A 24,545-nucleotide genomic window follows, 5' to 3' on the forward strand; every position below is an offset into this window, starting at 1 on the left:
GCATTCCCCGGTGCTTTACGGCCAATGCCACCTACTTTGTTAGCGGTACGGCGCGAGCCGTCCGGCTGCAGTGAATAAAACGTTCGAAATTGGCCGGGCGGCTTGCGCCGCACCGCTACTAAACCACCCGCTTCGTGCCAAAGTAGACGGCATTGGCCGTACGGCCCACCGCTCACGGCATTAGCACGTCGTTTTGTTGCTTTGGGGAATCAACACGCCGTAGATTTCGATCGTCTTGCCCTCATCGTCAAAGATCGGTTGTCCGCGAACGAGCAAGTGGCGATAGTTCCCGCTAGCATTGCGAAGCCGGATTTGGATCTCGTAGGCAGCTCCATTAACAACCGCCGCCTCAATCGCGTCTTTCATCTTACGCCGGTCCTTCGGATGCAACATTTCGATGTATTCGGTGCGTGTGGGTACACCCTCCGAAGGGCTGCGTCCGGCCAACTGGAATACTTCGTCGCTCCAAGTGACTTGATTGCTAAGGACGTCGTAGGACCATGTCGCCAGTCCGGCGAGTGCCTGCAAGTCCTTCAGACGACGTCGGCTGCGACGCAGGTCATTTTCGGCTTGTTTTCGAAGCGAAATGTCGCGGATCGTCGAAATCAGCATCGTTTCACCCACTAATTTCGTCACTCTGCCGCTAATCAAGACATCGATGGGATGTCCATCACGATGTCGCAATTGGCCTTCGAAGTTGTCGATGCGTCGATTGAGTTCGAGTTCCGCGATCAGTTCGTCGCGTCGTTGGGGGCAGACCCAAAGATTCAGTTCCGTCATCAATTTTCCGACGATTTCCTCTTCAGCGTACCCCATCAAATCGCGGAACGTTTGGTTCGCTTCGACCACGCGTGAGGACGACATCCGAATTAGCAGTCCGGCGTCAGGCGAGTGCGTGAACAGAGTGGAATAGTGGGACTCTCGTTCGACATTCGCATTGCGTTGATCACGCAGTCGGCGAGTTCGCGCCGCGGCTTCGCTGTCGCCATGACCGGCTGAATCATAAAGAGAAATCGCGAGATCCAAATCACCTTGGTCCGTTGCGGCTCGCGCAAATTCGAGATTCAATTCTTTCCCAATATCACGCGCTCGTCGGTTTTCGGGCCAAACCTCTAATGCTTCCATGATTAACGCATCGGCTAAGCGGAAGCTTTCGTAGTGGTTCGACGCGTTCGCAGATTTCAAATGTCCTTGGGCTCGTTTGACCAACCGGGCACTTTCCTCGTGCTCGCGTTGTTGATTCAGAGCCAGCACGAACAGATCGACCGTGGGGTAGCGATCGCTTGGATCAGTCGCCAACGCGATTCTCGCAATGTCCATCAATTCGCCTTGCACACTGGTCGGACGAATCTTGTTTTTCGCAGCCGCTTGGATGCACTCCAACAACGTCTCGCCATGATGCGGCGGGTAGCCTGTCAAAATCTGGAACAGGGTCGCGCCTAGCAAATAAACGTCGGTTGCAAACGACACATGTCGGTGGTCGCCGGTGGCCAATTCGGGAGCCATGTAAGCAGGCGTGCCACCGATCGTATGATCGATTTCATCCGCTGATTGCTTGGGGTTATGACTGATCGCGAGGCCCCAATCGGCCAGCAACACTTCGCCGAACCGACCCAACATCACGTTTTCGGGTTTGATGTCTCGATGAATCAAACCACGCGAATGCGCGTAACGAATCGCGTCGGCGACTCGCATCAACGTTTGCACGTTTTCCGAAAGCGACTTTTCCTTGATTTGCTGATCCCAACTTGTCCCATCGATCCGTTTCATCGAATAGAACAATCCGCCATCCTGATCGACGCAGACCTCGTGTAACGCGATCACATTGGGGTGGTCCAATCCACCGATCACCCTGGCCTCGGTCAAGAAGCGATCACGCGACGCGGCGTCTTGCGAAAGATTTTTACGCAAGACTTTGATCGCAACTTCGCGGTCGACCGCACGTTGATGTGCTTGGTAGACGATCCCGGTGCCACCGGCGCCGAGTTCACCGACCAAACGATAGTCGGCGTCACAAACCTTGCCGCCGCCGATCATCGCGACGCCGCGTTTAGGGACAAAGCCCGAATCCATACAATCCAGCGGCGGAGGTGTTGCCGGGGGCAGCGCAATCGTATCCATTTCGGCGCTGGGAGGCGTCTCGCGATCGGAATGGAAACCTTCGGGATCCCATTCCTTCCAAGCGGGATGGGCCAGTTCCGAGGAGGTTTCTTTGCCGGAGAGGACGACTGTTTTTTCATCGGCAGGCATCGCAGCAAGCCGAGCCTTCAGACGCGCATCAGTCAACACGGCCGTGATCAAGTTATAGTCACTCGAAATGGCGTCGGCAGTGGCGGTGGCGGATTTCAGTGCCATAGATCTTGATTGCACGATGAATAACGGACTCAATACAAGGCGTTCGCTTCATCGGGCCGGAGACGAATTTCGTCCCCGTTGGATCAAGCTGACCACTCATCATCTTAGCCAAATCGGCCATCGGGGCGAGCGGTTTGCCAGGCCAGTCTTTCTTTGTGAGGCATATTCTGCCGACAGCTTGGGGCCTTTGTGATGGATGTACCAATAACCACCCGCGATCTACTTTTGTAGCGCTCGCGGCGAGTAACACGTTCGAATTAGACCGGGCGGCTTGCGGGCTGTTGATTTAAGCGAAATGCAAGTCGCATAAGTGAGCCGTGGGCCGTAAGGCACCGGGTAATGCGTGGAACCCGGCCGCTCACGCACGAGCGGCATACTAAATCAACAAGCCGCTTGCGCCGCTCCGCTATAAATGCCACCCGTTTGGTGTGAGAGCAGTTCGCAGTGGGCATTCTGCACGGCAGCAACCGGGCAAACCGACAGGAAGCCTTCCTCAGAGGGGGGCGGCGGCCTAACGGACGCTCTGGGCTGCCAGCCACCTTTGGGCGTCCATCAATACCAGAGCGTTGCTTTCCGCCACAACCGCCGAGTCCTGAATCTGCGAAGCCAATGGACTGTGTCGCGAAACCAGGATGTATCGAACCGCATAGCTGTCGACCAGTTCTTGCCGCTCTTGGGCGGATTGCGTTTCAAAGAACCGTTCGGTGTCCGCGAGCCGTTCTCGCTGGCCTTCGCTGAAGAGTTCCAAATGATTGGCCGCCACGATCCGGCCTCCAAACGAAGGAACCGGCCACCCCGTTTCCATGTCACTCAAAACAACCTCGCCTGGTTCTATCTGTGCGAGCACCGTTTGGTAGGTGGTCCAATTCCGCGGCTGTTTGTCTTCACGTTTCAGCAGCGGGGCGATCAGCGGGCGAGCCAGATAGGGCTCCGACAAGATTGCATGGAACTGAGGCAATGCACCGTACAGCAGGGCGACAATAAACAACACCTGAGTCAACGATTGGGCGTTACGTTCCGAAGATCGAGACAGCAAACCGCTCAGCATTTCAGTCGACCAAACTCGCGGCCCCAGACCGACTTTCCCGATCCAACAGCCCACGGCGATACAAGCGACCGGAGTTGCCGCCAATGGCAACCGGGCCAACGAGGCTGATTCGGCGAGCCAGGAAATAATCCCTAAAATGATCACCGCTCCGCTGACGGCAAGCGACCAGCGAACCAGCGGCTCACTGCGGTACGGCAGCGCCAACAGCGCCGCCAAATAAACCGGAGCACACCACAGAAAAAACATCCGCTGCAATATCGTCGGATTAAACCAGTACCACGGATCGTGGCCACCGGCGGCTGCGTCAATAAATCGGTACCATGGCCACGCTATACACAATCCAAGCGAAAGAACTCCTACGCTAATGACGATCATCGATGCCCTCACTCGCTGTGGCCGGTCGACCGCAATGATTAACAAAATCACACCGATGGCTCCGAGCACGCCGGTCATGCCGTGGCTGAGAACCGAAACGGCTAATGCCACCGCGGCAACAATGACCGCAATCACCATGGGCGTGACGCTCGACGAACGGACTCGCCACAACAGTCCCCAGCAAACAAAGTTCAACAGCATCGAAAACGCCGAGGGGTTGACCATATGCCAAGGCAAATCACTCAGTGCAAATGAATTGGCATATCCAGGCGCCTCGCCGTACAGAAACACCACGCAGATCCCTGCGACCAGCGCAATCGATTCCATTCCAAACCCGCGCAGGAACCACCAAAACACTGCAAAGAAACCGAGCGTATTGAGCACCGCCGCGATGCTGAGGGCCATGTAGGGCGTGATGCTGGTGTTGCGACACAAAATCGCAAGCCCAACCGAATAGGGCGAGTAGCGGATCGACGGATCCTCGCTGGCGTACGTGGGATTTCCCGGCGTCCACAAATTGTCGGTCAACGTCAACACAGCAGCGTGATGTTCCCAAGCATCCGCAAGCAACATCTCAGATCGGAACGGAGTGATGCAAGCGACATAGGCCGTCAATGCAATGCAAAACGCCCCATAGGCAATCCAGGCCAGACGCGATTCGCTGGGACGTGAGTCGCTTGAAAGTGAGTCGCGGGATGCTGTTTTCATTCCGCTCAATCTACCGAAATCTGAAACAGCGGTGGTTGGTTCTCGTAGAGTGAGTGGCCGACAAGGCCGTAATGCGCGGACACTCCAAATTTCATCGACCAGTATCGAGTCGGCAGCCGCGAGTTCGATGGTTGTAAACGCTGCAATTGCAATTCGTCGGGATCCATTCGCCGCCAAACTTTGCCGGGCACGTACAGCCAGCCGTCATGCAGCAAGAGCTGGTCGACATAGGGATCGATGGTTGACAATTTTTGTCGACGAACCGCCCTGTTGTCGTCGGCCACGGTGTACTGCATCAAGCTATTGCCGCCGAGCGAGGCAATCAGATTGCCATTGTGACTGAAGAAAGCTTGGCGTCCGAAGGCGGATGTATTCAGGAAACTTGAAACCGAAACTTGACGCGTTTGCAAATCAATTTCCAGTGCTCCCTTCAATCCGCTACGCCCGACGAACACGGTGTTGTTTCCGCCGACAGAGTTGAAGCGATGAATCCAATTCGGTCGAAACGCGGTTTGGGGATCAGCGGCCGATTCGGCTGCCGGTCGACCTTCCGCCGCCAATTTGGCTTCAAAAAAGATGTCGACCGATGGCTTCCCCTGCTTGTCGATCTCGAGAACACCGCACCACGCTCGCTGGTTTTCTCCGAAACTGCCCACCGCCAACGCGCGGCGTGGCGATAACCCGAGCAAACAAATGCCGCGGTCATAGCCCGGCACATGATCGCGAGCATTAAAGGTTGCCACTCGCGTGCCATCGGGCTTGAATGCCACGATTCCCTGGCCGTGAGCAAACAACCAGATGCATTCCCCGTCCCAGCTAACCTCCCAAAACAATGCATGTTTCCATGTTGCGTCCGTCAGCTTGATTTCTTGCAGCACGCCCGGTTCGTGCATGACAAAAAATTGATCCTGTGTCCAGAACGCATCGCAGTGCTCGCCGCAACGCAGCATGCCTTTTATTTGCGGCGGCGGATTCGAACTTGGTTCGCCTTGCACCGAGAGCGAAACAGGCTCGAAACGCATCGGCCCCAGCGATTCCTCGATGCCTTTCCACGCGGGGGGTGGAAAAGGAACCGCTTGATACCGCCGTCGCGTCATCGCGAGGTTGGTTTCTAGCGGTTTCAGCTCGCGATCGTGAATGCGACCAAGTTGCTTGATCTCGGTGAGCTGTGATTCCAGTTCGTCAACGATGGGCAATGGGTTTTGCTTACCGGAAATCTTCAAACGTCCGTAGTGACCATACAGCCGGACCACGGCACGGTCCGACTCGATCAGTCGTTCTAAAAACGTCGTCCATTCGCGTTTCGCTTGATCCGCGTGATGATGGAAATCGTTGGGCAACACTTTGTGATACTCCGTGTTCGCCAATTTTTTCGCCTGCGGATCATTGGTTTCGCCGATCGATGTTTGCAGCGTTTGCCGCCGGTTCAGGAACTCGGCATGGTCCGCTCGCGTTTCCGACGCAAAATCGCGACTCATCACGCCCATGACAAGCGAGGAAACGTTGGCGTCATCAGGCAAGACACGGCTGATCGTGTCCCACAGCGATTCGAGTGAAGCCTGGTTGTAATGATTGAAAATGACGTCGTTGCAGGTGTGTAGTACCAGCGGGTATTGCCAGCCATAAAACGGGTCGCTTAGGTGTGTCGGAAGCACTCGGCCTGGCTCCAGTTCGCTAACCGCCGCGTAGACTTCACGAATGAATCGGCGCTGTGCAATACAAGCGGGTTGCAGTGCAGTGTGTCGCGAGATGTCGTCGGGGATAGGCCCCACGGCGCCTTGTTTGTACCACATCTGTGATTGAAACAGCCCGATCGCATCGGCACGTTTGACCCGTCGATTCTGAATCAAGAAATCGAGGTGATCGAGTGCTCGGACGTAGTCGTCGGCAGCACGCTGCAGAATCGCTTGACGATGTTCCGTGGACGACGTTTTCTTGAACCAAAGTTGATCAATATCTCGCTTGAAATGATATTGCAGTTCACTGATCACGAGTCCGCGCTGCAGAGCGTCTTTGGGATCAAGTACGAGGGCCGCCTCGCGAAGCGAGCTCGAACGGTCCCAGTCACCAAGTTCTGCGAATCGCTCTGCATGCCGCACCAAAATGGCTTTCTGTAAATCAGCTGATAACGAAGAGTCGTTTGTACTTCCCATCGTCGCCAGCTGTTTTGCAAACGTCTTGACCAACCAGTCGTCGACGTGCTGGAGTTCAATCGACTTATCGATCGTCTCAGAATCGGCTGCGTCTTTCGTCAACTCAATGTGCAAAGCGACTTTGCGTGGGTTGTCCGGTTTGGCCTCCTGGATTGTGTAGGTGCCCTTGACGATCATCGCGATCGGTCGCCGCAGTCCGTCGGAAAGTGTCACCTGTTGTTCACGCAAAATCGCGTTGGCTTCTTCGATCTCGACCACTGCGACACCGGGGTAAGTCGCCAGCGAGTCGCTTAGCAGGTTGCTGAAACGAGATTGCAGATGGGCAAACCGTTGGCTGAAGTCTTCGGAAAGAAACGAAGGCACTGCGATTATTGTTTGGATTCCGCCAGCAAACCGTAGGTTGACTTCGTCAACACTCGCCGCCAAACGCTCCGTCAATTGCGGGAGGTTCTCTGGGAAGGCAAATCTTTCATGAGCCAATCGCACTCCCAAATTGGCGTCACAAACGACGGCACGCAGCATTGGCTTGCCTTGTTCCTGCTCAATCGAGAGCACCAACAATCGGTCTGCATTTAGGGTTTTTCCCAACTGCAAGCGGAGTTGTGGATTATCGGCTTGCAGAATCTTGGCGAATTGCAATTCCCGGGTCGCATCGCTGAGTCGCTCGCGATCGACCAACGCGATCGATTCATTCTTGGAGAGACCAAGGTTCAGCAAATCGGCCAAACCGCTCTTGAGCACTTCGCCCGACGCGATCACCGCCCACCGCGGACGCTGGCTGGCGGCAGGATCACTGGGCGATGTTTCCGCAAACACGCTGGTTAGCAGGACCAGGTTCGCAAAGACCACCATCAGGCTACTGGGAAATTTCATGCTTTTACCCTCGCTAGGAACATTCTCGACCATTTTAGCCGAGCCAGCATGCAAGATGCGTTTTCAATGTCCTGTTTTTCGCGAGGCAACGAACGTTGCGAAACTCGCGAAGCGTTTCGGGCTTCCCGCCGCTTCAGCCCGAGCACCGTCAGTATCGATGACTACCGGAAAACGAGCTGCCGTGTCCCAGCCCTGGTCGGCCAAACCGGACAGAAGCGGAAACGGATGAAAATCTTTCGACGTCGACGCGAAAGCGTTTCTCTACTGTGCCCGTTTCTCTACTGTGCCACTGCCTCGAAGATTGCGATGCGTCCATCGTTGCGTTTGCCCTTGGCGTTTTCACCACCGTTGGGCCATGACAATACAACGCCGTACAGTTTGCCGTCCTTTTCAACTGGGCAGAATCCATGCATGTGGTGCATATACTCAAGCTCGTCGTAGGTTGCTGGAATCAGCGATCCAGAGGGCTTGCCGCCATTCATCACCAACACGGGAGCCAACCCATTGGTCATCGACAATGGGTTCAGCAGCGGCAAAAACATGCTCGAACCGCTGAACGAGATATTGCAAGGGTTCGACCCCTTCGGCAACTCGACGTAATACTCTTTGTCCGCTCCATGTGCTTTGATTTGTGCTCCACTGGCGGTGAAAGCGTAGATGCGACCATGAGCACGCGAGGCGACTTCGACAATCTCTTGTCCACCCTTGGTAGCGACTTGAACACCGTGTGCAGTGTTGAAAGGTCCGCCCACGTTCTCTTTGCCGCCCCAAGCTGGACCGCCCCATTGCCACTGGCCGTCACGCAGTTCGGCCGACAAAGCGTAATCGCCAGGAGCATAGCCGATCACGGCGACCAGTCGTTTTGCTTCGGGAAGGTAGACCACATCGCATGGCGTGAATCTTCCACCCGCGGCGAAATAGGAATTGACCGTAGGATTGTCAAACTCAGTGCCTTTGGGTTGTTTCAGACTGGCAACCACTTTGCCACGCTGCGAAACAACGACTTCGCCCGTGTTGGTCGATGCAAATGCCCAATACGACTGGCCATCCATCACGAAGCAGTCGGCTCCGTGAGCGTTCATACCGCCAGCAAACACAGCATCTTGTCCCTCGACAAGTTTCCATTCTTTCAATTCGGCATCGAGTGTCACCAGGCCATGCTTGGCAACAACCGTCACGATTTCGTGGGTCGTCTGATCCACATCTGCATTGTTGTGCAAACCGCCTTTTGCGGCCGCAATCATGGCGTCGGCTTGCTTGCCCAACTCGGGGCGATGCTCCCAGCGATAGGTCTTACCGTTCGCGTTGAAGGTGTTTTTGGCAGTGGTCAAGTCAACCGCAGTGGCAGGGTGCTGTCCGGATGAATCGTGATCGTGGTCGTGCCCCTCGTGGGCCATCCCCTGTGAGGAAATTCCAAATGCGAATGCGATGGTGAAGCAGAAAACAGCTCGGGTGTATGGCACAGTAGCAGACTCTATTGAGAAAGAAATGGGACAGGCAGAGGGGGCATTGTGATCAAGAATCCGCCATAAATCAATCACCGCCGCCGCCCGACCACGAAGCAGCGAAATGGCGATAGTGGCCGATTATCAATAATTTGGGTGCTGGTTTCAACAATTTCAATACGCTCACCTTGCAAGCGACGAAGACCCGCTTTCCCGTCGAACGGGCGTAGGCAGAAAATTAGGGGGGTAGAAAGTTTCAAACCGGGGTGCATTTTCCTACCCCTAATCTTCCAACCTGATCTCCGCGAGACATCATCAGCCTGGGGACATAGCTTACTTTGGAGGTAGTGGACGAGGCTACGAGTCCCAGCGACTTCATGGCACGACGGGACTCGTAACCTCGTCCACCACAGAGAACTCTTCCCTCGCATGAATTGAAACAAAACTCGAAAGACAAAGTTATTCCGAAACAGTGCCGAAGCACATCGTTTGGGTACTGAAGAGATGGGCTTGGACGCAGCCTCTTGGTATGAATTGGACACCGACTTTGGCAAGTTGTTTTGCACGGTAGCGGGCCGACCCGATTGTATGGACTCGATGCGAAGTCATCGCACGCACCGCCGCTATCATTTGCGGCGGCGGGCAGGTGAACTGCTGACCACGCCAGGATAGCTGGCACTCGGCCCTTTTTTTTGGTCGCAGCGAACGAATGATGGTATCCGATGAATCGCGTTGCGCACGAGCGCCCCATGATAAAGACAAACGTTGCCATGTTGACTTAGCAACCACTCAACGTTCACCTCGTTTTCAGGGGCAGCCCTTCCAAGTTAGACTTAAACGCTCCGACAAAGTGCTTTGTCCTTTTGCCTCTCGCCGTTAGGCTCCGCGATTGGCCTGGTTGCTCTTGGCTGCTTCAATTAAAACATCTAGCGTGCAAATCTATCGCTGCCTGAGCGTAATCGACTGATCGAAGATTTGGAAACTAAGAAAAGTGAATTGGTAAACGCATCCAATAAAAAGAGTGCGTTAGACAAGCAGTACGTCCAACTCGAGTATGTCCAGCGCAATCTTCCCAAATTTCAGAGGGAGAGACAAAAACGTCTTGGTCAGTGGAACCGCCATAAACGCCGACCTCTTCTTCCAATACAAAAAGACGTTCCGTTGATTTAGTTAGTTATTTTGGAGGGGATAACAGAGAAATGGGCCAAGTGGAAACGAATTGCTCCTCCGTCTTGATGATTTTTAGGTGGTGATTGAGTTGGTTGTGCGGATTGTCAGCGGGGCACCGCCAGAGTTTCAACTGATTGCAACATCTGCGTCACCGATGGCCCGTCGCTGATAATTATCGCGTCCTAAACTCATTACGAATTGGCGATGCAAGTCAGACAACCAAGTTCCACTCGATGGATTCGAAAATGAAAAGATATCTCGCATTGACCGGCACCGCGATCGTCATTGCGGCGTTTGCTATTCCGCTGCCCGAAACTCGCTCGCTTCAAGCGGCGGCGCCGAAGAGCATTGCACTACCAGACTTTGCGATGCAAGGCACTTGGGTCTTCGCTGAATCGGAAAGCGATGCCGGCATCCCAATCGAGAATCCGAAGATCGTTTACATTGAGGGCGTGCCCTTTGTCGTCGGTAAACGAAAAGGACGTTTCGAGACGTTTCAAGAAACCATGTTTGCAGGCGGCGTCACTTACATTCGCTTAAAATCCGTCAACCTGATCCAGCAAGTTCCAGAGTCGAACTAGTGATTCGTCACGCATGAAATTTCGGGTTGGAGGTAGTGGATCTTGCTAAAAATCCTCATGCAACAGGATCTTTAGCAAGATTCACTACCCTAAAGTTCAGCTGCAGAGCACGAGAGTCGTTGAAAGCTGCGGAAAGGCCTTGCCTTCCAATACCGGCCGTTTTTGGCCAGAGAATTAAATCCAGAGAAACGAAAAAAGGGTTTTCGCCGATTAAGCGAAAACCCTTTGATTTTACGTAGTGCGGATGAGAGGACTTGAACCTCCACGCCCTTGCGGGCACTAGAACCTGAAGCCACTCTCCAGGCATTGGCCTTACATCGCTTCTGCATTGGAAACATCGTAAATCATTGGGTTTTCATCGACTTGCATCGCTAAAGTATTGTAAGCACATTTGCTTTGCATTGGCAATAATGTCACTTGTTTTGTCACTTGCTCCGGCAGGAACGGAGCATCCGCTGAATACGGTTGGTTTCTGGGAGATTTATTGGCGGTCTGATCATTGACGACCAATTCAACCTTACGATTCCCAGCTTTTCTTTCTCGTATTTCTTTGGTACGACCCGTTTTGAGGTGAAGCAGTTTGTTTGCCTCGACGGAGACAACAATCTCTTTTCATGTCGCCCCTTCGTCGAGTAATCGATCAGGGAAGGCACCGCACCAAATTGCGTTCAGTGTCTAAACGTTGGCAAGTTTTCATTGCACAGCCGATTCGCCGCGGATGATGTCGAGTTGATAGAATAAAACATCCACGTGTTAAGCGGCAGCGAGACACCCAAAAACCGCTCATGGCGAAAAACTCAATGGTTGAATTTCGTTCCCGGCGGGAGTTAGTCCTGCCATTAGTACGCTCCAGTCCACCTGCGACGTAATGAACAATGTCGAGCCGTCCAATCGTAAAAAAACGGCGCCTCCGGGATGACTTGACCCCCAGTTGTCTTCGTAGCTGACGCCGGCTCCGTCAACTTCAATCAAGACCCCTCCACGAACAGTTCCCCGACTTCCTCCCGAAAAAATTGGCTCGTCGTAATACCAACTTGAAGCAGTCTGCGCATAGGGGTCGAAAGCCTTTTCACCTAACGCAATTGTCTGACTCAACCCATCCAACACTCCCGAACCTAAAAGTGCTCTAGGGCGAGACTGGATCACAAGTGCATTACCGGCGTAGTCCGTTTTTGCCCATGCACGTCCGCCAGCACTGTAGCGACCGTGATCGTCTTGACTTGGCACGAGCGGTTCGTCTCGTGACCGACTTGGACAGCGAAACATCGGACCTGCGGTTTCGACCGCAATTTGTTGGTAGGCGTCGCCTTGCTCCAGAGCCGGCAAAATCGAGTATGCCCACGATCCTGGCTGGTCGGTTGCAGTGGCACCAGGACGTCCGACACCCCACCAATACTGCTTAGAATTATTGAAGTCGAACGTCCCAATTCGGGTCATGGCACCCGATCGCGATTTGACTTGGCTCTTACCGTCGTCTCCGCCGTTGCTTGGGAAATATCGAGTTTGCGTCAAGTGAGTTTGCAACCCTAATCCCAGCTGTCGCTGATGATCAAAACACTCTGTCCGCCTAGCTGCCTCTCGTGCACTTTGCACCGCCGACGCAGACAATGAAACGAGTAATGCAATAATTGAAATTACGATCAACAATTCGATCGTAGTGAAGCCGCAACTTTGATCCGGCGTTGAGAATCGCTTATTCCAATTACGCTTGATCATGTTTTTACTCAATACCTGCGTCATCAATCTTGTACACAAAGTGGGTGCGACCAATCCGGTCTACAGGAATTCGATCTTTAAAATCGTCCAAGCGCCCAATTCCCACTAAATCGTTTTTGCTAATGATAAACCAGACGGGATGACCGCCAGTTTCTACGATCGCATTTTGAGGTACCCCAAGGGCGTGAGCATCGACTCCGTTGAATCCGTTTATCGACTCCAACTGCAATGGATAACATTCGGGATGCTGGACAATCCAATCCACCACTTCAAAGGTGTCCTGTCCCCAATCCGTCGCGTCATTGAACATTCGCAGATGACCACGATCTGTTCCACCAGATAGAAGATTAAAGGCGCCGAGCCAATCCGGAGCAGCGTTTGCGCAGCCGATGGCCGTAAAACCAAGGGCAACGAGAGTTCCATAACCGTAGGCCGTTTTTCGCTTCAGTGATGACTTGGAATAAAACTGCGAATCGGTTTGGGTTTTCGATCGGGTAATACGCCAACGTTCCAACGGCGTCGCTACCCACAAAAAAAGAAACGGATAGAGCGGCAAAATATACCGATGCTGCTGCGCGAACCCGCTTTTCATCGCAGTAATATCGATGATTGCGATTGCGATCAGCATCACCATCAATCGGTCCCGCGTGATTTTCGCTTCCCCACTGACCCAGTAGAACATTGCGACTGCTATTGCTAACCACGTTCCTGTAGGCAGTTTGACAGCCATGGAATAGAGATAAAACCACCACCAGCCATGCTTCGATCTCTGCCCCGCTGCGTAAGAAGGCAGTCCGTTTACAAAATCGCTCTGCTGCCTATCAATCCCGACGACATACTCCTCTGGCAACGGAGAAGGCAAGTATCCAACCCAGCGGTCGCCAAAGCGATTCTGCCAAGTTGGATCGAGGATTTGGTCGGGCCCCCGATAGTCGGTGACCAGATCAAACGATTTAATCGGCCTTCCAATTCCTGCGAATCCATAAGGTATCCCCACAACCACGAAGGCGACGATAATTGCGATGATTGCATGGTACAGGCGGACCAGGGATCGATGACGCCAAATCTCGTAGACGGCAAAGACCAAGAAGATCGGCCAAAGTAACAGGGCGGTGAACTTGCAAACGGATGCAAGCCCCAGTCCAGCGCCACCAAGTAACGCCCGAGAAATCGATGGCGATTCACACCAGCGGCAGAACAGCCACGCCGCTAGCGTCATACAGGCTGCCACGGGAACGTCATTAGTAATCAATGACCCATGAGCGATGATTTGAGGCTGAATCGCCCAGAACGACGCTGCAACAACCGCGCCCCAATCTCCAACAAGCTGTCTGCCCCAGCCAAAAATAGCCATCGTACCCATCAAGCCAAACATGCCGACAAGCAATCGGCCAAGTACCAAATAGAAATGAAATTCATTGGGCATCTCGGAGAACATCCGCCGCCCGGCCTGTATTTCAGGCCGAGCCGTTCGAATTTCAAATCCTTTCAACGGCGTGACAACCGGGTGATCCCACCCGATTACCGCAGGAATGGCAGCGATCGATCGCACCAGCGGCGGATTGACATTGAAGATGCGTGTATCTCCTTGCTCCCAATAGCGTATCCCTGCAAAAAAATGACCGAACTCGTCATTCGTTGGAGAGCTACGTATTGCATGGGTTGCCACGCACACGAGTTGAATGACCAACACAGTGGTGATCGCATATCGCGTCCATCGCATATGACGCTGACCAATCGAATCATCGAGCAATTGCGAGGTGCCTTCCGTTGTTACGGAATGTGTTGAATTACGTTTATCATCAATCAACGATATCAACCCCAATCTCAGTGCTGACAACAATCGTTTGGTCTGCGAGCACGACTTCAAAATCCACTGTCTCGTAGTAAAACCCTCGCGCATGCACATCGTCACACAGCGAGATTGCGAGCGTCAATTCGTTAACGCCGTCAAGCACAGTATTGACCATGCCTAGTACGAGTGGCGTATCACTTGGGCCAGGAACCAATCTGACTGATTGAATAGGACCGGGAAGTACACCATCAAATGAGAGTTGATGGATCAAGGAGCTTTTGGTGTCCGAGTCAGACAATGAACCAACAATCCCGGAGAGCGGGAGAAGTCGTAAGGAACGGACCCCTGAAAAACGCATTTCACACTTTGCAACCTCGGATTCACCCACATGAATTCCAGCAAAGAAACGATTGAACCCTAGTGAGAACGCACTAAATTTAATGTTAACAACTTGCTGTGAATGCGGTGGAATGTCGAAAGACATGGGCGTAATTTCCATACACGAACAACTGCCGCTGACTTCAGTAACTGATTTGAGTCGATCACTGTGGTTGAACACCACCACCTGAAACTCACCATTTAATCCCGCCGTTAGTTCACTAAAGTCGTAGCTTGCTCTTTCAAATGCGACCTCTTGTGGAGCAATTGAATTTGCAAACGAGGCTTTAGGACTCTCGTCACGCAATCGAAATCCTGTTACCCACACAGCCACACCCGATATCGTTAAGACGAGAGTTGCCACAACAATCAGCCGTTGGTTGCGACGCAACCGTCCGTTTAGATAAATAAGGACTAGCGACATGGCAATGAAAAACGCAATGAACGCTACGGTCGAAATAGAGCGAAACGCGTTCATAAGCGGGCTATTCGATCCGAATGTGATCGGCTGTCCATTTCGCGAGTAACCAAAAGCAGTGGCACACGCATGGCATCATTGAACCGCAGCAGAGTTACCGTCGTCGATTGCGGATCCATCAAGCGGACGTGTCGATCAACGGCAATTGCGTCGACGATCACGAAATGCCCGATCGCGTCTTGTTCGATCTCAAGGCTATCAGGTTGGATCCAAGCGATTCCGCAAACAGCCGCATCTGGATTTCCAAACTCACTGCGAATTATTGGTAATGAATTTTGATCGAGAATGCACTGCCTTGTCGTCAAATCGAGAGATTCTAGCGTCTGAGAAACCGCCCCGAAACTGACTAATGGCTCGTTCTCAAGAATGGTAGTTTGAGGGGTTCTCCTCCAAGAGGTTCCAAGCTGGCGGGCGCAAACTCGAGCCGCGTCTAAACCGCAAAAGCCATCTCGCGGAGGCACCGTATTTGAAGAATTTCCAAATGCAACGCAGGTAATACAAAGTGCAAACGCAATAAAAATGCATGTCAATTTCATTGGATTTTACTCCTGACGTCGAAAGGCGAAGCTGTATCTTACGCCGGCAAGAATTGCGATGATCGAAACAATCGCAATATTGATCCAAACGCCTGTGCTGGTGCGATCGGGCGACGCTTCTTGACGAAGTTTAAATATGTTGTTGATAATCAAATCCATTTCTTCTGTGTTGTACGGAATTTCCGTTGTTTTGCCACGCACCTTGTCGGATACCCACGTGCCGCGGTCCCAATCGGGAAACCACTCGTTGGTCGCAATGTCAATATCCGCAACATCCAGCAGTTCGAATGTTCCGTCAGCGTCATACGCAGCGAATCTAGCCTTGCCTGGATATCGGATTCCGTCGACAGTCTTGATTTCATCAATCTCAAAGAAGTCTGTGTCGCTTCTTTTCTGGACAAGAGGCAAGTACTCGGGTGCTGACCCAATGTGCGATTCCAGTCGAACAGACGGGTCGATGTGTATTATGCGGAACGCGTTCGGATCTAAGCGATGCGGTTCCGGAACAATGGTCCAAACTTCCTTGCCAGTTGCATCAAAATTCGACTTCGGAAGACGCGGTTGTCCCCGGAAAGGCTGCACGGCGCTCGCAATCAATGCCTGGAATAATGGATCAATTGAGATTACAGCAATCGAAGCTCCCCTCAAAATCGAACCGTCTGACCAACGTCGAGTTCCATCATTGTCATGCAATAAATTGCGATAATAGTGTCGCGACTCTCTCGTATTAAACGCCTCCCAGAAAGTAACCAGGTCTGGAGTGCCAATGTGAGGTTCACCAGGATTTTTACTAGTGTGTAGCATGCGAATTGGAATTGCAGTCGTTTGTTGCGAAGGCTTGCCAATTGTCAGCTCGCGAATGCCATGGCAAAGCTGGTCCTCATGCCCCATATAGGGATCGGGGTTGTCTTTGTCACCATGCCCCTCGATGTCGATTCTGTAAGTATACTTTTTTCCGTACCACAATGTTTGCGTGTAACGTTCGAGCCGAAATTGGGCGCCGTTCAGAGGCGGCGACATATTTCCCGCGAACGAACTTGGAAGTGTCGCTAATTGCACCGCAGCACAAAGGCAATTCAGGGTGAACGTCGAGAAAAAATAAAACGACAAAGTTCCCCATAAACCTCCTCGCCCGTTTCGGTTGGTTTCGCCGAACACTTGATTACAGTACATCATGGCTATCAAACTGCGAGATTAGAAAGTTCGTGTATACCTATGAGAATCGTGACGAATTGCAGACACACAGCATGAGCAGGGGCATTCAAGCTGACCGACCCTACCGTCACAATCTTGACTGGACCAAGTGCGAGGAACTTATATCCGCAAGAACACTAGACCACCTGCAACTACTCAGCCTGCTTTAGAGCCAATTGCCCAACTCCACAATGCTAGTTCGCCTTGATACAAGTGAAGACAAGGCACTGGATAACTCCTTGCATGCGAACAGCAGCCCTTTGCACGGGGCTGAATAGTTACAGCTACTTTACGCAAACGTCGTCTCAGCAATAACTGCCCGTCAATCCGTTGCGGGAACAGCCATTCCACCAGAGCAATGCGATTTACCCAGAGGGCCACAAGAGCTAGCTGCTACAGTTTTGATGCGCGCCACATCCGCCCGAAACATTGTAGGCGAATTCAAATCCTGTTGCCGTATAAACACTTGGAACAACTTTAAACGACCAACCGTTGCAAATGCCAGCACCTGGGTCACCGCAATAATTCCAATACCAATCAGAAACGCATGCGAAATCGTGCAAAGAGTTGTAGCACCATTGAGGTGCAGTGGAATTCGCATGGCAGGCATTCCCGCTGACGTCCATTCCCGAGGGAGGGCAGCCAACTGTTCCTGAGTCACCGCACGTCTCCCCCTGTCCAAATCCACCCACCAACGTTGAAACATCGACCTCAGCCGCGGGTTCAATGGCAGCAGTTGAGATTGAAGCCAGTGTAAATGGAATGGCAACCAAAGCGGGCACAAGCAATAACCAAAAGTGTTTCGTTCGCATCATTTTTCTCGCAAAAAGTGTAAAACAAAGCGAGGGAATTAGGGTCCTGAGATGCCAGCGATTTCCGAAAATCCATCGCAAAGAAACAAGCTTTTGAACCCGTGCTGCCGCATTGCAGAGGACCCGACAGTTAGCAACTGTATCGAGGCAAGCTTCCAATTGCAACAGAGGTGCCCCTCAGGGTCAAGTTTTTTGGGGAATTCTGAATTGCGCAAGTTTTCGTGGACGACAGAATCTATATAGAGGCAGCGGATCCGCAAAGCATCGAATTTTGGTTTTTCAGGTGAAGTAATCGTTGCTGAGTTGGGATTGAATGCACGAAAGTCGAACGCGATGGGGCACAGCCGTTGAATTCATGGCTCATTCGGCAAAAGTGCATCGCAATTACCATGCGACTTTGACACGTTGTTTGCACGGTATCGGGCCGCCCAGAGCTAAACTGTCAGGGCTTGGGCAGAGCAAGAATGCCACGGGCGATGAAGCAAGGCATTCACCAAAACGAAGAATCGTGACATTTTTCCCATGACCACTTCCGTGCAACTCCGCTCGCCTACGAGGGGTAGCTGCTTGCCTTGGCATGCATGCGTGGACCTCAACCCGATTCGAGGCGTGATGGTCGATACGCTCAAGCAAAGTGATCATACATCAGTGCAGCTGCGAAGCCAGTTCTGCACAGTTGCACCGGAATAGACGGATATACTGGACGCACCGAGGGTGCGAAGACAACGGATTGCGTGCGAGTCACAAGCTGACGGCTGACTGGCGAATGCGTGTTGCCCCTCCAATAACAGACGGCTCTCACGCAGAAGCTTCACTGCAACCGCTAGACGAGCCACTCGTTCGCCAAGAGCTTCGCGTCTCGATCGTTGGCGGTTCATCATGGTCCTCCACACCCGGTTTTTGACATGTCGGGCATAAATGGACTATCAGACTCAATAATTCAGACGGCTCTGCGAGAAAGCAAACCTTCCGACTTAATTCGTTGCACTTCATCGTGCGAAATCATCCATTCCTTGGCGCTGCCACGGCCGCACGCTCGTTTCGTAGCTCGGACGCGACCCAGTCGGCACCATTCGCGTACACTGTACGACGACCGATCTAGCATCTCCGCCACGGTTTTAGTGTCGTACCACTCTTGGACTTGCTTCTCGTCCACCAATGCGACGAGTTGCAATTTAATTTGCTCAAGCTTTTGTGAAATCAGTTCGTACATGGTGCCCTCATTGCGTTCTGTGGGAAATAACCTTCGTGTTGAAAGTCTTCGTGTGATGATGGGCACGGTCCAAAAGCAATCCGACAGACGAACTAGGCTCTTTCGAAAGCCGCTCAAGTCCCCTCCTCTGACAAGTTGCAATACACTGCAAATGCCATGTAATTTTAGTGCTACCAAGGATGGGCCATAGGAAACGAGAGCTTTTGTTTGGGCGAGGCAAACAAACGGTTCCTCTTGCAGTCCCGGCGTCCCGAAGAAACACGAGAATGAATACGTTTTAATTGTTAGCCGTTGGCCAAACCGTCAGCAAAGCCAGTTCTCTTTTCTCCTATTGCCCCCGATTTCAAAGCAATTGGGCGATTCTTCCATGTTTTCAAAGCGTGGAGCAGCTCGCGGGAAAGCACCTTTTCGTATCCAGCTTGGGTCAACGGAGAAAGAGAACCGCGTCTCAAGTACGTTTTGTCGGCAAAGCTCACTTGGCACTGTCGAGATAGCCGAAGCGTACGTATGCCGCAAAAAAGGCAAAAACCGGCAGCTAGGCATCCACCGAACCCAGGATTACCGGTGCATCCAATAGAAGTGTTCATGAACATGAACGGTTGTATTGCACGCCATAAGACCGGAGCAACAAGCCGAAGCTTAGAAATCCGGTCACGACATACAGTCTTCATGCGAGCTGGACACTTCCAATACGCCGATCAGTTGGCTCATTCCCTTGCTCGGATGTCACTCACTGACCTTGCCCGGGGGCGTCCGATAGGTCGTGTTTTTAAACCATCAGTTTCATTGTGAATCGCTGACTTGGGGGGAAAGCTAAGGCACAGTCCCCGAGTCACATAGTCCAGCATCTTCGGCGAGTTGCACGGATCGGATCGGGTATATCAATTGCTTCACAAAGTCGCATGACGGGTATGCAGCCCGCCAATGAAGAAGCCCGCCTCCTGGCAGGCTGCTCAAGAGTCGCTTCACTCTGACGCAGATAGGAGACCATCTTTTGCCCCCCTTACCCACTGATTTGTCCGCGTCTCTGTCATCTCAATGTTTCACTGGGTGATAGAGCATATGGGGCTCAAGCGTAGAAACGTCTTCCAGGCTGAATTCCGGTCTCCATCGCATCGTTTCCAATGAATAGATACGTTCGCGTTGTGCGATGGGAGTGAATTCGCCCGCCCCGCCCATGTCCGCGATGACTAGCCCCTCCTGTTCAAGCAAGGTTGGGATCGTCAACTCGTTGTGACCTGACCAGCCCAACAAGAATCGCTTCCGCAACGCACAAACAGCGGCAGCTGACAGACGGTAAATCGGATTGAACGACGCGAGCGAGGCGTTCGGGTGGTTCCACTCGATTGTTGCACCAGGAGGTGGTTTCAGCGAATCCCACCAACACCAATTAGCATCCGTTTCGTATCGGCGTATTCGAGTTGCCAAAAGGTCAGCATGATTGTCAAGCTCATTGAAAAAACTAAGCCAACTCGCTGTCCACTGCACATCAAACTCGATCGCCCATACGAAATCAACTTTGCGTGTGTACGCAAACTCAATCACAGGAAAATGGGCGCTCCCTGGAATGAGTGTTCCTGAGATGGGACGATAACCGACCTTCACTAAACTCTCGTGACAGAACCCCGCAACACTGCGATCGCCAAACTCAATCACCGCACACGAATTTTCGTCGACAAGAAGATACTTGCTCCATCCAGGATGGCAATTCGATCGAATCAAAATGCTCAATGATCGTCGGTTTTGATTGATGAGTTAAAAACAGCACACAAACTTCCATCACGTTTCCCTGCATCGAAACTACCCTGCTGGACGAAGCTCCCCCGCCCTAAGTACTCGTACTCCGTCAAAACAGCCGACTCTATGTTGACAAGGCTGGACATTTGAGTCATTTGATCAGGACACTGGTTTTAAAGTGGAGTGTAACCTCGCTGCCGTTTGGATAACGTGTGCCGGTGTAGCGAAACGGATTGCCACATACCATCGATATGTGACTGATCGCTGCTGCATTAGCCGAAGCTAATCGCCGCTTCACGCCGGTGCATCAGCTTGCTTACTCAACAAAGAGGTTTGACCCATTTGATTCGTTCAATTAAAACATCTAGCGTGCAAATCTATCGCTGTCTGAGCGTAATCGACTGATCGACGATTTGGAAACTAAGAAAAGTGAATTGGCAAACGCATCCAATAAAAAGAGTGCGTTAGACAAGCAGTACGTCCAACTAGAGTATGTCCAGCGCAATCTTCCTAAGTTTGAGAGGGAGAGACAAAAACGTCTTGATCAGTGGAACCGCCATAAACGCCGGCATCGTCTTCCTATACAGAAAGACGTTCCGTTGATTTAGTTAGTTATTTTGGAGGGGATAACACATCAGCAGCTCCCAGTGAGGCAGGGTTGTTCACGACGCGTTTTGACAAGAAATTGATTGACACTGTAAAACACGATTTCAAGTGGACTCCATTGCTCGCTCCGCTTAGGTGAATACCCCAGATTTCGTCTGCCTGGCCCCCAACACATTTGATGAATGCAAGCGGCGAGGGTTGTAAAAGAGCTCGATGTATTGCGATACACAGTGTATGGCGTGCTCGTGCGTTTCGAAAATTTCGTCTTCTACCTATTCGGCTTTGAAGCTTTCAAAGAACGATTCCATCGATGCCCAGGGCAGCGGCCCGGAAGTTTCTGTGCATTGGTAAACTGCCGGCCCGTTGGCTACAGTTCTCCTATTACTCACTCGACAGCGGCCGGAACGGTTCCATCTTTTCGTTGATTCGTTTTTAACCATTCGGCATGTCGCACCTGCCAGTCCTCGCTGAAACGTTCGCGAATCTTCTCACGCCAGTCATTACCACTTCCCCGTTGCAACTCGGGCATAACCGATTCTTCGGAGGTATCAGCCCATCTCAAATGCCCCTCTGTTTCGTAGTCCAATTTGTAGGCTGGAGTCGAATGGCGAAATCGAAAGTGGCTTGGAATCCACATTGAAGTATTGTCCTCCAAATTCCATTCTTCCCAATCGATCACGTGAACACAAACGATCGGTCCGGGGTTTTCAATATCCAAATCGCTGAAATGAATGATCTTGGTGGGACGATTGCCTTGCTTTGGGTCAAAAGTAATTTGAACTCTCCAAAGCTTTCTTGCCCAATCGGATTGAATTTTTCCGTCATCCAGCTTTTCTGCCCCCATGAAATCCAGCTCGTCTAAAAGCAATCTTCCATAGCCAGCTGACTGCGTTTTTCGGCTGCTTCTGTCGCTTCGAGGTGCAACAGGGCGAAAGAATACAAAATCGTGCCTCTGAGGGTATTGTAGAATCTGGCTATCTTCTGGATCCATTGTCACATCCTCAACGACTTCGCCAGCAAGCCTTCCAAACGCTTGTCCTCCCTGTCGCTGCGCACGATGCGTTGGCGTTCTCAGATACTGAACCCATCGCCTTGGCTCGATGCTGTTAGCATATCCTTTTGCCGAAAATCGAGTGCTAGTTATTCTTCGACGGTCTTCGGCAAACAAATAAACGGTATCGCTTTCAGTCCCATCAATGTAGGAAACTTGCGTCTCCCGTAAGACAACGGCGTACTCATCGGGCAAACTCGTTGGACTCGCGGCGAAATCTATGAGCATTTGCACCGCGGAACGCTCTACTGCATTTGTTGCCAGACCTTGAGCCCCTGCCAGACTGACAAGACCAAACCATGTATAAATAAACAGAAACGCACGAACCATAGCATTACACCCGATGAGGAAGATTTAATGGCTTAACAATCACTATGGTGCGGGGCACTGAGTATTGATGTCAACGTTTGGCAAATCGCAATTTATTCTGCAGGCTGTAGCGACTCTGCATTGCCCTGTTCAATTAACTGTCGATTGCGCTCCCGGCGTTTTTCGCGAATTTGAGCGATTGCCACTTCGCTTTGGGAGTCAAGAAATACATTGCAAGTGCCTACTATCTGGTTATCGCGAAACCAGTTGATCGTTACGTCGTCAATGTTTTCGAGATCACCCTCTAATGCGAAACTTACTTGTTCAAAAATCGAACTCTCACCAAGCGGCTTTCGCTCTATTTCTTGCAAGTCGATGCCCTTCTTCGGCTTGGCAACTCTGCAAATTAATTTATCGCGTCCTGTCCAGCAGCCGACCAGCACATGAAATTTTGCGACTTCACTATTCTGCTTGTCGCGACTTGCAAAAACAATGGATGGTTGGACTTTCACTGCGAACGCGTTTTTAACTTGGAGTGTATACTCATAAGATTTTTTAAGGTACTCGATGTTGATAGGTGCAACAAATTCATCTAGCGGCTTATCCTTGTCGGTGTCTTTTCCCAGCCAACATCTGTAAACGTGTGTGCCATCCTTTTTTTGCCGGTCAAACTTTACCGTAAGCCTTGGATCCATAGACCGTACTTGAAATCCTGTATGCGCAAACTCCGACCTGATCGAAAGCTCACTTCCTTTCTCGCGTCCCGGCACCAGCACCATAGTGTTGGGTGTTATCTCGAACGCTGAATGAACGACCGATTCAATCACGCATGTCACACTTGATGCATTCTCGAAAGAGATGGTGATCCGCTTGGCAAATCGCCCGACTTCCTTTGGCGTGACCCTTAAATAAACCATCGTCGTTTCACCGCTGTCGATCTCTAGCTTTTTTGAGATCGCAGTCATACATCCGCAGCCAAGGTTGATATTTGACACGGTTAGAGATTGGCCAGAGACGTTCTTGATCGGAATGCCGAGGACCTTTTCCTGCGATGCCTGCAACCGAGGAACCTTCAGCCGATGAAACTCTTCCGTGCCGGCAGTCTCAACCGTTTTGAACTCGACCATATCGCTAGGAGGAACAAAACGTACAGGTTTCGCCTTCCTCGAATCACTAGCGTCGGATTGATCCGCATCCTGAGAATGTGTGATCCCCGAAACCACGACCAACAGCAAAAAAAATATGCCAACTCGATACATACCTGCCTCCGAGAGATTGGACTGCGTAGTTTAACTGCGTCTACCCCTATCCGATGTGCCCTTCGTGAAGAAGTTGGCAAATTCAAATAGTGAATTTAAGAACGTGGCTCAAACTCGAATTAAGTTTCAGCCCCTACTATTTCCCCAACTTGGTAAACCGAGTCGATCATGGCGGCCAAATTCATTTTTGAATCTACGCCGTGGATTTCTCCAGTGAATGTACCGGCTACACCCCCACCGTCAAGCTTTTCTCGGAAAACTTTGTTTCTTTTTTGCGAATCTTAGCAAACACTGATTTCCTGACTTTGAGAGTGAAAGTCGAACTCCGAGGTATGTGACAGCTTTGGCCACTCTCTCTTTCGATATCCAAGTTGCGAACATCTAAGCATCTAAGCATCTAAGCATCTAAGCATCTAAGCACCTAAGCACCTAAGCACCTAAGCACCTAAGCACCTACGGGCAGTGGATTGTTTCGATCAAACAACGCCTTTGTGCTTCGCAAATCAAGGCAGCCGAATCAGTTAGTGGCGAGTTGCTGAATTTGTATTGGGTTTCGGGTGAGCAAATCGCTGAAAAGCAAAAGTCCGCCAGTTGGGCGACGGGTTCTTAAAGCAAATGAGCCTCGACTTGTCTGCCGAATTCCCAGAAGTGAGTGGGCGTAACGCAATATGAAATTCATTCGGCAATGGCACGCTTACTGGAGTTCGAATCCGATAGTGGAGAAACAGCCTGTTTCCCTATTGCCCGAAATGC

General features: G+C 51.7%; 15 protein-coding genes and 1 pseudogene. 2 read left to right on the top strand and 14 right to left on the bottom strand.

Annotation, left to right across the window (positions count from 1 at the left end):
* Positions 1 to 180: 180 nt before the first annotated feature.
* The 4 genes from SH528x_RS05155 to SH528x_RS05170 form a co-directional block, all read right to left on the bottom strand.
* Positions 181 to 2,355: a protein kinase domain-containing protein gene (locus tag SH528x_RS05155; protein ID WP_442509459.1), complete on the bottom strand. Its 2,175-nt coding sequence runs from the start codon at positions 2,353 to 2,355 to the stop codon at positions 181 to 183.
* A 511-nt stretch (positions 2,356 to 2,866) separates the two neighbouring features.
* Positions 2,867 to 4,486, bottom strand: a complete 1,620-nt coding sequence (locus tag SH528x_RS05160; protein WP_442509460.1) for a hypothetical protein — start codon at positions 4,484 to 4,486, stop codon at positions 2,867 to 2,869.
* Positions 4,487 to 4,491: 5 nt separating this feature from the next.
* Entirely contained in the window at positions 4,492 to 7,512 is a 3,021-nt protein-coding gene (locus tag SH528x_RS05165; RefSeq protein WP_442509461.1) for a hypothetical protein, read from the bottom strand.
* A 278-nt stretch (positions 7,513 to 7,790) separates the two neighbouring features.
* On the bottom strand, positions 7,791 to 8,975 hold the full coding sequence (locus SH528x_RS05170; protein WP_442509462.1) for a hypothetical protein: 1,185 nt from the start codon (positions 8,973 to 8,975) through the stop codon (positions 7,791 to 7,793).
* 492 nt (positions 8,976 to 9,467) lie between these two features.
* On the opposite strand from SH528x_RS05170, the gene SH528x_RS05175 reads away from it, so the two are divergent.
* The gene (locus SH528x_RS05175) at positions 9,468 to 9,629 is read left to right on the top strand and encodes a hypothetical protein (protein WP_442509463.1); all 162 of its coding nucleotides are present in this window, start codon (positions 9,468 to 9,470) and stop codon (positions 9,627 to 9,629) included.
* Between the two features lie 743 nt (positions 9,630 to 10,372).
* The gene (locus tag SH528x_RS05180; protein WP_442509464.1) at positions 10,373 to 10,708 is read left to right on the top strand and encodes a hypothetical protein; all 336 of its coding nucleotides are present in this window, start codon (positions 10,373 to 10,375) and stop codon (positions 10,706 to 10,708) included.
* Positions 10,709 to 11,491: 783 nt separating this feature from the next.
* Here the strand turns inward: SH528x_RS05180 and SH528x_RS05185 are convergent.
* The 10 genes and pseudogenes from SH528x_RS05185 to SH528x_RS05230 all read right to left on the bottom strand — a co-directional run bounded on the left by SH528x_RS05185 (position 11,492) and on the right by SH528x_RS05230 (position 23,792).
* Positions 11,492 to 12,448, bottom strand: coding sequence for a DUF1559 family PulG-like putative transporter (locus tag SH528x_RS05185; RefSeq protein WP_442509465.1), 957 nt, complete (start codon positions 12,446 to 12,448; stop codon positions 11,492 to 11,494).
* A complete protein-coding gene (locus tag SH528x_RS05190; protein ID WP_442509466.1) occupies positions 12,429 to 14,234 on the bottom strand; it encodes an ArnT family glycosyltransferase in 1,806 nt (601 codons plus the stop codon). Before SH528x_RS05190 ends, SH528x_RS05185 begins: the two co-directional genes overlap by 20 nt.
* Positions 14,227 to 15,075, bottom strand: a complete 849-nt coding sequence (locus SH528x_RS05195; RefSeq protein WP_442509467.1) for a hypothetical protein — start codon at positions 15,073 to 15,075, stop codon at positions 14,227 to 14,229. The genes SH528x_RS05190 and SH528x_RS05195 overlap by 8 nt, the downstream gene beginning before the upstream one ends.
* A gap of 542 nt (positions 15,076 to 15,617) precedes the next feature.
* Positions 15,618 to 16,787: a hypothetical protein gene (locus SH528x_RS05200; RefSeq protein ID WP_442509468.1), complete on the bottom strand. Its 1,170-nt coding sequence runs from the start codon at positions 16,785 to 16,787 to the stop codon at positions 15,618 to 15,620.
* A 340-nt stretch (positions 16,788 to 17,127) separates the two neighbouring features.
* On the bottom strand, positions 17,128 to 17,406 hold the full coding sequence (locus SH528x_RS05205; RefSeq protein WP_442509469.1) for a hypothetical protein: 279 nt from the start codon (positions 17,404 to 17,406) through the stop codon (positions 17,128 to 17,130).
* Between the two features lie 1,151 nt (positions 17,407 to 18,557).
* Entirely contained in the window at positions 18,558 to 18,830 is a 273-nt protein-coding gene (locus tag SH528x_RS05210) for a helix-turn-helix domain-containing protein (RefSeq protein WP_442509470.1), read from the bottom strand.
* Positions 18,831 to 19,865: 1,035 nt separating this feature from the next.
* The gene (locus SH528x_RS05215) at positions 19,866 to 20,561 is read right to left on the bottom strand and encodes a hypothetical protein (RefSeq protein ID WP_442509471.1); all 696 of its coding nucleotides are present in this window, start codon (positions 20,559 to 20,561) and stop codon (positions 19,866 to 19,868) included.
* A gap of 788 nt (positions 20,562 to 21,349) precedes the next feature.
* Positions 21,350 to 21,487: pseudogene (locus tag SH528x_RS05220) on the bottom strand (IS3 family transposase); the annotation flags it as partial.
* Between the two features lie 71 nt (positions 21,488 to 21,558).
* Entirely contained in the window at positions 21,559 to 22,017 is a 459-nt protein-coding gene (locus SH528x_RS05225; protein WP_442509472.1) for a hypothetical protein, read from the bottom strand.
* 629 nt (positions 22,018 to 22,646) lie between these two features.
* Complete coding sequence (locus tag SH528x_RS05230) at positions 22,647 to 23,792, bottom strand: DUF1573 domain-containing protein (protein WP_442509473.1); 1,146 nt, start codon at positions 23,790 to 23,792, stop codon at positions 22,647 to 22,649.
* Positions 23,793 to 24,545 lie beyond the last annotated feature (753 nt).

Source organism: Novipirellula methanifontis, assembly GCF_052161655.1.
In the GTDB taxonomy this organism is placed as follows: domain Bacteria; phylum Planctomycetota; class Planctomycetia; order Pirellulales; family Pirellulaceae; genus Novipirellula.